The organism is Sphaerobacter sp. (genome assembly GCF_019683595.1).
Taxonomy (GTDB): Bacteria; Chloroflexota; Chloroflexia; order Thermomicrobiales; family Thermomicrobiaceae; genus Sphaerobacter.
On sequence record NZ_JADGHZ010000028.1, the window covers coordinates 1 to 11,200 of the forward strand.

The 11,200-nt window shown below is 67.8% G+C and carries 8 protein-coding genes, 1 tRNA gene and 1 pseudogene; 4 read left to right on the forward strand and 6 right to left on the reverse strand.

Translation table 11 applies throughout. The features are described from left to right. Positions 1–64: 64 nt before the first annotated feature. Positions 65–655 (forward strand): annotated as a pseudogene (locus IRZ30_RS05120) (NAD(P)/FAD-dependent oxidoreductase); the annotation flags it as partial. A gap of 30 nt (positions 656–685) precedes the next feature. Here IRZ30_RS05120 and IRZ30_RS05125 read toward each other — a convergent pair. Together IRZ30_RS05125 and IRZ30_RS05130 are read right to left on the reverse strand one after the other, a co-directional pair. Then, a complete protein-coding gene (locus IRZ30_RS05125) occupies positions 686–2,197 on the reverse strand; it encodes a M81 family metallopeptidase (protein ID WP_294083632.1) in 1,512 nt (503 codons plus the stop codon). A 78-nt stretch (positions 2,198–2,275) separates the two neighbouring features. Continuing rightward, a complete protein-coding gene (locus IRZ30_RS05130) occupies positions 2,276–2,938 on the reverse strand; it encodes an endonuclease III (RefSeq protein ID WP_294083634.1) in 663 nt (220 codons plus the stop codon). A gap of 308 nt (positions 2,939–3,246) precedes the next feature. On the opposite strand from IRZ30_RS05130, the gene IRZ30_RS05135 reads away from it, so the two are divergent. Continuing rightward, positions 3,247–5,178 (forward strand): tetratricopeptide repeat protein, encoded by a 1,932-nt coding sequence (locus IRZ30_RS05135; RefSeq protein ID WP_294083636.1) that lies wholly within the window; start codon positions 3,247–3,249, stop codon positions 5,176–5,178. Positions 5,179–5,225: 47 nt separating this feature from the next. Here IRZ30_RS05135 and IRZ30_RS05140 read toward each other — a convergent pair whose 3' ends face one another. The 4 genes from IRZ30_RS05140 to IRZ30_RS05155 all read right to left on the reverse strand — a co-directional run bounded on the left by IRZ30_RS05140 (position 5,226) and on the right by IRZ30_RS05155 (position 9,726). Next, positions 5,226–6,059, reverse strand: coding sequence for a methyltransferase domain-containing protein (locus IRZ30_RS05140; protein ID WP_294083638.1), 834 nt, complete (start codon positions 6,057–6,059; stop codon positions 5,226–5,228). 26 nt (positions 6,060–6,085) lie between these two features. After that, positions 6,086–7,213 (reverse strand): NAD(P)-binding domain-containing protein, encoded by a 1,128-nt coding sequence (locus IRZ30_RS05145; RefSeq protein ID WP_294083640.1) that lies wholly within the window; start codon positions 7,211–7,213, stop codon positions 6,086–6,088. A gap of 137 nt (positions 7,214–7,350) precedes the next feature. Then, entirely contained in the window at positions 7,351–9,000 is a 1,650-nt protein-coding gene (locus IRZ30_RS05150) for a helix-turn-helix transcriptional regulator (protein WP_294083642.1), read from the reverse strand. Between the two features lie 651 nt (positions 9,001–9,651). Next, a tRNA-Asn gene (locus IRZ30_RS05155) sits at positions 9,652–9,726 on the reverse strand. 235 nt (positions 9,727–9,961) lie between these two features. On the opposite strand from IRZ30_RS05155, the gene IRZ30_RS05160 reads away from it, so the two are divergent. Both IRZ30_RS05160 and IRZ30_RS05165 read left to right on the forward strand, forming a co-directional pair. Beyond that, positions 9,962–10,969, forward strand: a complete 1,008-nt coding sequence (locus tag IRZ30_RS05160; protein ID WP_294083644.1) for an ROK family protein — start codon at positions 9,962–9,964, stop codon at positions 10,967–10,969. Positions 10,970–11,067: 98 nt separating this feature from the next. Further along, on the forward strand, positions 11,068–11,190 hold the full coding sequence (locus IRZ30_RS05165) for a hypothetical protein (RefSeq protein ID WP_294083646.1): 123 nt from the start codon (positions 11,068–11,070) through the stop codon (positions 11,188–11,190). The last annotated feature ends 10 nt before the right edge of the window (positions 11,191–11,200 follow it).

The window sequence follows — 11,200 nt, forward strand, 5'->3', positions numbered from 1 at the left end:
CGCCGCGCGGGGGGGCCTGGGGGGGGCGGGGGGCGGGCGGGGGGGGCGCCCGGGCGCGCCCCCTCGACTCGGTCGGTACCGTTACGGTCCTGGCGTGTTCAAAGTTGACTGGGCGCTGGACGGGCCGATCCCGTGGCGGTCGCCCGAGTGCCGGCGGGCCGGCGTCGTGCACTTGGGCGGTACGCTCGACGAGATCGCGGCGGCCGAGTGGGCGGCGACGCATGGCCGCGTGCCGGAGCGTCCGTTCGTGCTCCTGGCACAGCCGTCGCTCTTCGATCCCACCCGCGCGCCGGCCGGCCGGCACACGGCGTGGGCCTACTGCCACGTCCCGCCCGGCTGTGACGTCGACATGACCGAGCGCATTGAAGCGCAGGTCGAGCGCTTCGCCCCCGGGTTTCGCGACCGGATCCTGGTCCGCCACACCCGAGATCCCCGCGAGTTCGAGGCGTACAACCCGAACTACGTGGGTGGGGACATCAACGGCGGCGTGCAGGATCTGCGGCAACTCTTCACCCGACCGCTGCCGCGCTGGGACCCCTACCGTACGTCTGACCCGACGCTCTTCATCTGCTCTGCCTCGACGCCGCCCGGCGGGGGCGTCCACGGTATGTGCGGGTACCACGCCGCGCGCTCGGCACTGCGCGCGGCGTGGTGAGGCCGCCTGGTCCCAACGCGACGCGGCGGGTTAGTCCTCAGGCGACCAGGTTGTCTCCGGGTCGAGCGGGTAGATCGGACGGCGCAGCCGCTTGTAGTCGAAGCGCTCGAGTCGCGGGCTGCTGATGCCGGGCGCATCGACCTCGATAACCTTGGTCGCGATCGGCTCGAACGCTGCGCGGAAGTGCGCAGCGCTCTTCAGCACCAGGATGCGACGCTGGGTCGGCTCGATCCCGAAGCAGCGGAAGAAGTTCAGGTCGTGGGGATGGCCCCGCAGCTCGGTGAGCTGCAGCTCGATGCCGTCCGGACCGCCGATCTCCAGCACGACCGTCTTCCCCCGGCTGGCATAGGTCCCGGCGCCCATGGGGCCGAGGATGGGGAAACGGCCCTCATGGATGAGGCGCACCCGGCCGGTGACCTCGACCGGCTCGCCATGGTAGGTGTCGTGTTTCCCGCCGACCGAGAGCGTGACGGTCGCGCCGACGCCCGCTTCGATACAGGCGGCTACCGCCTCCGGGTCCATGATCTGAGCCACCGCAGCCGAGCGGGCGTTGGCCTCCAGCAGCCCGCGGAGAACCGCGGTGCCGTCGCCGGCCGTGCCGCTCGCGCCCGAGTCGGCGATGTCGGCCAACACGTAGACGCTCCCCGGTTCACCGGCCATGGCCTCGGCGATGGCGTCGGCGATCGGTGTCGGGTGGATGGTGAAGTCGTCGCGCAGCTCCCAGCAGATGCGGGCCAACTCCGTCGCGTAGCGCCGAGCGAGTGCCGGGTCGTTGTCCGTCACGACGATCGTGGCGACGCCGGCGAAGGGCACGTCGGCGAAGGGGAACCCGCCCAGCACCGTCGCGGCGAGGACACCCGGCTCATGTTCGATCTCACGAGCGCGATCGATCGCCGTTTTCAGCGGAGACTGCCAGGTCGTCACCATCGACTGGTTCGGCGCGATGAGCGGCAGGCGCACGTGTGCCATAGTGGGCCGCGCCTCGCCCCGAATGGCTGCCAGGAGGATGCGCATCGCGTGCGCGCCGGTTTCCGGCGTGTCGATGTGCGGGTAGTGCTTGTAGCCGACGAAGGCGTCGGCTCCCGCCATCATGGCGTCGGACAGGTTGGTGTGCAGATCCAGCGGGGCGACGATGGGGACGTCCGGCCCGACGAGCTCACGAACGGCTGCGATCAGCGGTCCCTCGCCGTCATCCTCGTCTTCGAGCGCCATCGCCCCGTGGATGCCGAGCAGCACGCCGTCTACCGGCAGCGCGGCCCGGATGCCGTCCAGAATCTCCCGCTTGAGCGTCTCGAACGCGTGGCGGGTGACCCGTCCACCCGGCACCGCGTGGGCGTACGTGGTCGGGATCAACTCGACGCCCTGGCGTCTGGCCTCGGCCACAATGCCGCCGTAGATGGTTCCGGTCCCGTCGAGGTCCAGGATCTCCTGTCCCCGGTGGATGCCACTCGACCCGGTCTGGAAGTCCTCCAGCGTGGTCGGCTGCCACTGGAACGTATTCGTCTCCTGCGCGATGCCCCCGGTGACGATCCGGATCGCCATCTCATCCCCCGCTTCCGTCCTGTCGTGTACTGTCGAACGGAAGCAGTATCAGTCGCGGTCGCGGATGTGGCAAGCGGCTCAGCGGTGCGACGTCACCCCGACCTGCTGGCACATCGACAGCAGCGGGCAGGTCGAGCAGTGCGGCCGGTCGCCGGTGCAGATGTGTTTCCCGAAGGGAACCAGGAGGCGATTGATCTCGATCCAGTACCGTTCTGGGAGCTTGGCCTCCAGCGCGGCGGTGGTCTGCCCGGGGGTCCTGGTGTGGACATACCCCCAGCGGTTGGTTACACGATGAACATGAACGTCCACGCTGATCCAGGGCTGTCCACAGGCGATCCCGAGCGCCAGGTGCGCACACTTCGGCCCGACTCCGTGGAAATTCATCAGCGTGTCGCGGTCGCACGGCAGGGAGCCGCCGTGCTCGTCCACGGTTGCCCTGGCGACGGCGTGAATCTGCCGCGCCTTCGGTTCGGAGAAGGAGACGGTATGGATGAGTTCCTCGAGGTCGCTGACCGGGAGTTCCGCCACGGCTGCAGGGGTCGGCGCGGCCGCGAACAGTCGCCGCGCGGTTGGTAGCGTCACCTCGTCGTAGGTGCGGACTGAGAGGATGCAGGCCACGACCTGTTCGAACAGGGAGCGGTGGCCCTCATCTGCCAGCGCGAAGAGCGCCGCTGGCGGAAAGTCGCGTACGGCCTGGCGGACGCGAGCGATGGCGACATCGATATCGAATGGTTCTTTCATGCATGCTCCTGTCCCTCACCCGGCTCGCGAGAATGGCAAGATTCGCGCCCCGGTGGCCGCGAGCTTGTCAGTCACCGGCGGACGACTCGCCTGAGCCCGTCCACGAGGAGGGCTCGGGGTGGGGTATTGCCCGAGGTGGATTCCTCCGACGGCATGAGTGATGCGCGCCGGAGAAATCGACGCCGATGGTGATTGCGCGCTGGATGGCCGAACAGTGCCCGGTTCCCGGGCGACAGGTAGCTGACTGGTTCCGCGTGGACTGGTAGAGTTTGCGCGCGGGCAGGAAAGACACGTGGGGGAGGTACTGGATGGCCAAGCGCAAGCGGAGCAAGCTGCCCACGGAGGCGGTTCGGCGGCCGCCACCCAGGGAGCTTGATCAGGTCCGAGAACTGCTCATGCAGCAGGACTATGAGGGGGCCCGTGAGCTGCTCCTCGAGCTGGCCGACGAATCCAGGCCCCATCCGGCGGTCCTCCAGGCGCTGGCGGCGGTCACTCGGGAGCTCGAGGACTGGCGTACCTACCTGTCTGCCATGGAGCAGTGGCATTCGCAGCAGCCGAACGATGCCGACGTGACCCTGGCGCTGGGCGATGCCTACATGCGGAACCTGCGCCCGGTGCTCGCCCTCCGTACCTTCGAATCCTTCCTACAGCGCTGGCCGAACCATCCCCAGGTGCCAGAGGTTGAGCAGATCCTCATGCGGCTCCGACCGGACGTCGACGAAATGCTCACCGAGTCAGGTGTGAGCGGTGAGGACGGGCTGCAGCTCGTTGCGCTCCACGAAGAGATCCAGACGCTGATGGATCAGGGGCGCACGAGAGAGGCTCGGGCGGCGGCCCAGAAGGCCCTCAAGCGGTGGCCTGACTTTGTCCCGGTGCTAAACAACCTGACGCTGATCCTGACGTTCGAAGGGGCGTATGACCAGGCGATCGCGACCGCCCGGCGCGCTCTGGCGATCGATCCCGAAAACGTCCACGCGCGTGGCAACCTGATCCGCGCGTTCATGATGACGGGTCAAGTGGAGGCGGCCCGGGCGGAGGCTGATCGCCTGGCGCTGGTGGACGAGGTCCGAGAGGACGAGTGGCTCAAGTTGGCGGAGGCGTTCAGTTTCGTCGGGTACGACGAGCGCGTGCTGGACGTGTACGAGCGCGCGACGGCAGCACGTGTACTTGACCAATTTGGCCGCGCATTTATCTGCCACCTCGCGGCGGTGGCAGCGATGAACCAGGGCGACGAACAGCGGGCGCGGACGCTCTGGGAACAAGCGCTGAAGCTGGATCCTGATCTGCACACTGCCCGGGAGAATCTTTCGGACTTGAGCCGGCCCGTTGGCCAACGGCAGGCACCGTGGCCCTTCGAATTCCGAAACTGGGTGTCCGAGCGCGTCTTGGACAACCTGTTGACCGCCTTCACGGCGGCAGTGATCGCGCAGGACGAGGTCGCGCTTGCCCGCGTCGTGCGGCGGACGCTGCGGCAGTGCCCGGAACTGAAAGGCGTCGTTCCGGTCCTCCTCGAACGGGGGGACCCGGCGGGTCGGACGATCGCGGTGCAGATCGCCGCCTACTCCGAGGATCGGGCGCTGCTCGAAGCCCTGCATCGGTTCGCCTTGTCCCAGCGCGGAACGGACTCGCAACGCCAGCAGGCGATCACGGCGGTGCAGGATGCCGGCCTCCTGAAACCGGGCGAGACATTCGACATGTGGATCGGCGGGGAATGGACCACGATACAGGCGCAGAGCTTCGAGCTCCACGAGGAACCGCTCGAAGTCGCGCACGCTCCTGAGGTCGAGGCGCTGCTGGCTGAGGCTCGGACGGCGCTCCAAGCCAGGCAGCCGGAACGGGCGGAGACGCTCTTCAGGCAGGCGCTCGACGTTGAGCCCGAGTCACCGGGCATCCGATCCTACCTGGCGCAGGCCCTTACGCTGCAGGGGCGCTTTGATGAGGCGGAGGCCCTGCTGCAGGAGGTAGTGGCCGACAGCCCCGACTACATGTTCGCCACGCTCGGACTCGCGCAGATTCGCATCGAGCAGGGACGGTACGCCGAGGCTCGCCAGATGTTGCTACCGCTGCTCAACCGGACCCGCTTCCACGTCGAAGAGTACGTGGCCCTGGGGTCACTGATGATCCATCTGTCGCTGGCTGAGCGCGACAAAGACGGCGCCCTTAGGTGGGCCGCAAACCTTGAGCGCGTGATGCCGGATCACCCGATGGTGCAGAAGCTGGCGGAACTCGCTCGACGTTGACCAGGGCGCCGCTCCGGGCGGCGCCCTGTTGTCGTTCGCCGGATTCGTTACTTCCTGCCGATCCCGATGTGTACCGGGTTGGTCAGTGTGGCCGGGCCAGTGCCCCCGGCCCGCGCGCGGATGAGCGTGTCAAGCCGGTCGATGACCGCGTCGAGCTCCACGCTTGTCAGCTCCAGGCTGTCCACCAGCGCCGGCGCGATCGGGTTGCTCCAGATGACCCAGTCCCATAGCTCGGCGCCGTCCTGGAACTCGGTTGCCTCGGTGACGGTGTTCACCGTAACGTCAGCGAGCCCTGCGGCGACCAGTTCCCGGTGGAGGCGAGTAGGGTCCTGTAACTGGAACGCTAGCGGCGCGGGATCGGCGGGCGGGCCGGTGAAGTCGGGTCGGACCGCGTGAATCCCGCGGATCAGGAACGTCAAGAAGTCGATCGCGTGAGGGTCGCCGTACGTGACGATCAGAACGCGCCCACCTTCGCGAACGACACGGGCTAGTTCACGCACACCCCGCGGCATGTCGGGGAACAGCATGACGCCGAACTGCGAGCCTGCCAGGTCAAAGCTGCCTTCCTCGAACTCGAGCGCGTGACCATCCATCACTCGCGTCTCGATGGCGAGACCTTCCCGGTGTGCCCGCTCCTGCAGGAGCGAGAGCATGACCGGGGACAGGTCGATGGCGACCACGCTCGCGCCGATACGCGCGGCCGGAATGGAAAGCGCTCCGCTGCCGCAGGCAACGTCAAGGAAGCGCATTCCGGGGCTCAATCCGGCGCGACGGAGCGCCTCGGCTCCGAGCGCCATCTGCGTCCGCGTGTTGGTCCGGTCATAACCCGGGGCGATGCGATCCCACTCGGCTCGTGTCTGTGCGATGTCCTGGGAAACCATGGTCGTGGTCCTCTCAACAGTGTGCATCAGGCAGTGGCCAGGGCTGGTTCCTCGGCGGGCACGGATACGCGACGGGCCCCAACGGCGATCGCATCCGCGATGCGTGCGGCGTCTCGACTAACGCCGTGGATCATCACGGAGGAGGCCGCGGAGAGGAACTCGAGGCCGACGAAGTAGAGACCGGGCTCGTTAGGGACGATACCCCGGTGGTGCACGGGATTGCCGTCCTGCAGGACCGGAAGGTCGATCCAGGAAAAGCCTGGGTGAAACCCGGTGCACCAGATGACGTTCGCTACGTCCAGGACGCGGCCGTCTTCCAGTCGCGGGCGGCCGTCCTGCACTCCACTGACGCGCGGCACCCGCACGACACCCGCGTTGGTGAGGTCTTCCGCCTTGAGGCGAATGAGTGGCCCACCGTGACCGGCGAGCTTCGCCCGGAAGCGGCGGCCAGCGGGCGACTGGACCGTAAGGACGCGGTGGAACAGCACGCGGAGTACGAACCGGAGAACCCCGAGCCGCGCCGCCCGGCCGTCGATCCGGAAGGGCAGTTGGCCGGTGCTTCGCCCGGAGAGCCAGGTCGGATGGCCCCGCGCGACCTCGATAGCGATCTCAGCGCCGGAGTTACCCGCCCCGACGACAAGGACACCACCGTCTCGTAGTTGCCCTGGATTGCGGTAGTCGATCGCGTGCAACTGCACGATGTCCTGTGCCAGGTCACGGGCGAATTCCGGCACTCGAGGTTGCTGGTAGTTGCTCATCGCGACGACGACCTGCTCGGCATGGAACGTCCGATCGCCCGCCGTCACCACGAACCCACCCTCGTCCCGAGACAGCCGGTCCACCCGCATCCCCGTGCGCACTGGCAGGGCGAAGTGTTCAGCGTACGCTTCGAGGTAGTCGGCCATCTCGTCCTTCGTGATGAAGGCGTGGTTCGGCGCCGGGACGGGCATCCCGGGGAGCGCGTCGAACTGAGCCGGGGTGAACAGGCGGAGGGAGTCCCACCGCGTGCGCCAGGCATCGCCGACTCGCTCGTTGGCGTCGAGGATCGCGAATGACAGACCCTGGCATGCCAGGTAGTAGCCGACCGCGAGCCCCGCCTGGCCCCCGCCGATGACGATCGTCTGCAAGCGCTCTGGGGCGAGCTGGCCGGTCATGGGTCACCTCCCTGATACATCCGGCTCAACCGGCCGGGACGGTTCCGTCGTTCTGCATATCTCAGGGTAGGTGCGCGCCGGCAGGCGCCGCATCGGGCGGGATACCCAACTCCGAGCGACGATCGTGATGGGTAATTCTATGTAGATGGGGCTACGATGCCGTGCTCGTAGGCGTACCCCGTGGCTGCCGCTCGCGACGGGAGATCAAGCTTGGTGAAGATGTTGCTGATGTGGCGCGCGACCGTCTTCTCGCTGATGAACAGATCCGCCGCGATCGCGCGATTGGTCTTGCCCGCGGCCACAAGGCGGAGCACCTCCACCTCGCGCGGGGTCAGACCTGCCTGCGGTGCGGCCGCCTGCGGTCGGGAGAGCGCCTCGACGCGGGCCACGTCGGGCGTGGCACCGAGCTCCGTGAAGGACCAGTGCGCCGCATTGAGCTCAAACGTCGCCGTCTCTTCGTCCCCCAGTTCCCGGCAAGCGAGGGCGATAAGCACGCGGGTACGCGCGCCGTCGTACGGGGCCTCGATCTCCTGCCAGGCCGCCCAGGCCGTCCGCAAGGCGGCCAGCGCGGCCTTGGTGTTTCCCTCACGGAGGTGGACCGCTCCAGCGGCGTGGGTTGCACGGGCGCGCAAGAGGGGTGCGCCGAATTCGGTGGCGATTCTCCCAAGCTCGTCGGCGGCCAATCGCGCTGCGGGCACGTCGTCCGCAGCGAGCATGATGTCGACGTAGGCCGGGAGAAGGGCGGAGCGGGCGAGCCGGTCGTGTGTTTCGTCGAGCGCGCGGCGGATAGCTGCCGCGGCGACATCGTGTTTGGCCTGAGCCAGCCGCAAGAGGGCCAGACCTGGCTCCAGCCGGTACCCCCAGTGGCTCGCACGGCGGTACGCTTCCTCGGCTTCGGCGAACTCACCGCGCAGCCGATGAAGGTCGCCCTGCCGGTAGAACGCGGAGCCTGTGGCCGGGTCGGCGGGCGCGTGGGCGAACCACTCCTGTGCCCGCTGCACCGCGTCCAGGGCGTCCGGCCACGCGCCCCGCACCTGTAGGATCTCCGCGCGGTAGACCAGACACTGTCCGCGGAAGGTGATGAGCCCGGGTTGGGCCTCCGTCCAGCGGGTCAGCAGCGTCGTCCAGGTGTGAGCCCGACGCAGGTCGTAGATCTCGTGGCACGCCTCGATCACACTGCAGTAGACGGTGCCGGTCACGAGTGGGGATACCTCGCCGTTTGCGACGGCGACCATGACCTCGTCGAGCAGCACCGTGCCGCTCGGGATCTCCCCCATGCTGAACAAGGCCCGAGCTTCTCCTTGGCGGGCGAGGGCCACCAGATCGGTGTCGCCGAAGCGCTCGCCGATCTCGGTGGCCTGGTGGAAACAGGAGCGCGCGCCGGCGGGGTCGCCCGAGGCAGCGTGCCGGAGTGCGGTGGGTAGGAGCAGATAACCCCGCTCGACGCAGTCATGGGCGCCGCCGTCGAGCAGGCGTTGTGCTCGGGCGGTCCAGCCATTTGTCCCTGCGACATCGCGCAGGTCGATGAGGACGAAGGCGACCCAGAAGGCGTTGCGCGCAGCGCGCACCGGGTCGCCGTTCCTGAGGAACTCCCGATGTGCTCGTGCCCAGGCGTTCGCACTGCCGCGGAGATTCCCGGTGAGGAAGGCAGCGATGGCGAGCCGCTCCAGGTCGGATGCCGAAAGCGGCGTCTGTTCGTCCGCGGCAACCAGCGTGTCGTATGCATCATGCCAAGCATGGATGCTGAAAAACTCCCTGGCCCGTTCGAGCGCGTCGGAACGTGTCATCGGAGCACCACCCGTGGGGACCGCCTGCGAGGTCGTCGGATTGGCGAGCCGGCCAATCTCAACGCTCCCATGGTAATGTGCGGACGCGAATGACGCAAATAGCGCTGACTCGTGTCATTGCGATGATCTTCGCGCAATGATGTCCGGGTTGAAGGCAGGGAAACGTAAGTGACGTTGCGCAATTCGACATCGAACGCCAGCTCGGGCGGCCGCCGATCGATTCCGAGATGGGTGGCGTAAGGATTCCCGCATCGTGGCCCGTGCCCGGGGGTAAGGCCACCGGGCTGACAAAGCGAAGCCCACTGAAGGGGCTGGTGATGCCGCGTCCGGCTGGGTGCCAGACCGGATCCGCCGAGGTGTGGGAGATGGGAGCCCCTTCAGTGGGCTTTTTCCTATGCAGCCCGGCGACTCTAGCCCCGGGCACCCATCGCGGCGTGGGAACCTTTTCTCGACCCAACTCGGATTCGGTCGACAGCCGCGCGAGCCGACCGAGGCGGGATGGCGGCGGGGCGGCGGCGTGTCTCGCCAGTGGCCAGACGACCGTGCCTCAGGGACGAGAGCGGCCATGGCTTGGACAAGGTGACGGTCTGCGGGGCGGGGGTGAAGGAGAGGGCACAGAAACAAGAAGCGGGAGGATCTGTGTCCTCCCGTTGGCTCCCCGAGAAGGATTCGAACCTTCAACCTTGCGGTTAACAGCCGCCTGCTCTACCGTTGAGCTATCGGGGAACGTCGACAGCCTCATTTGCCGCCCAGGAGTGTAGCACGGAACCGCGATGGATGCAACCGCGAGCGGCCCGCGTGTTGGCGCATCGTGACCCGGCGGCGATCCAGACGGACATGGTGTTCGTGCAATTCCGCACAAGCGCCGAGAGGCGTGTTAGAATGGGGCACCCGGCCGCGATCTGGGTCGGGGCGCACCGGCACAGTTGTCCGCGCAAACGACAGGCCGAGGAGGTTTCGGGTGGAGCAGGCCCAGCTCCCGGGGCAGTGGGGCGTACTCCCCTGTGACAAGCGTTTCGTGCTTGGGGTGGAGATCGCCGGTCGTGGCCAGCGGGTGGTGCTGGCCGAGCCGTCGGGACGCATCGTGGCCGAAGCCCACTCGATCGATGCCTCGGCGCCGGCGCCGGTGGTGGTGGACACGGTCCGGGGTCTGATCGACCAGGCCTGTAGTTCGATCCAGGTGGACCTTTCGGAAATCTGGCGGATCGGGATCGCCTTCGGCGGCCCGGTGGACGCAGCGCGAGGGGTGACGCTCCTGTCGCACCGGGCTCCGGGCTTTGAGAACTTTCCCCTGGTCAACTTGCTTGAGGAGGCGGTCGGCATCCCGAGCGTGCTGGAGAACGATGCTCGGGCTGCTGCCGTTGGTGAGGCCAGCTACGGCGCGGCCCGCGGATGCGCCGATGTGGTCTACGTCCACCTCGGTGCCGGCGTGGGCGGCGGAATCATCGTGGACGGTCGCCTGGTCGATGGCGCCAGCGGGACGGCGGGCGAGATCGGGCACATGGTCGTCTCGGTTGGTGGACCGATCTGCTCGTGCGGGAAGCCCGGCCATCTGGAGGCCTATGCGTCGGCACCGGCGATCGTCAACAACTTTCGCGAACGGTTGCGGACGGCCCGGCGTGAGGTGATCGACGCCTGGTTGGCGCCCGGAGCGATCACGGTCGGTGCGATCTTCGAGCGGGCGCGCGCCGGAGACGAGATCGCCCGGGAGGTCGTCACCGAGACGGTGCGGGTGCTTGGGCTGGCGATCGCCAATCTCATCACGGTGTTGAACCCGGCGGCGGTGATTGTGGGTGGTCCGGTGGCGGAGGTCGGGGCCTTGCTCATGGACCCCCTCGGCGCGCGGGTGCGCCAGTATTCGTACCCGGCGTCGGTGCGCCGCCTGCGGCTCTCCACCGCGCAGTTCCGCGGCGACTCGGCTATCCTCGGTGCGGTCGCGCTCGCGCTGCGGGGCGACGAGGTCCGGTAGCGGCACCGTCGGTCCCGACGCCGCTCGTGCGCGTTGCCTGATCCACGAGAACGCATGTACACTTTGCACTTGTGGCCTTGGTGATGGGAGGAACGGCCATGTCGAGCGTGCGTCTCAGCGAGGAGCATCTCACCTATCTGTTGTTCCTGCTGCGCAACTCCCCGAAACCAATGACGACCGATGACCTCGTCCGGGCGCTGCGGGAGCGGCTGAGCCGCTGACCAACGCGGT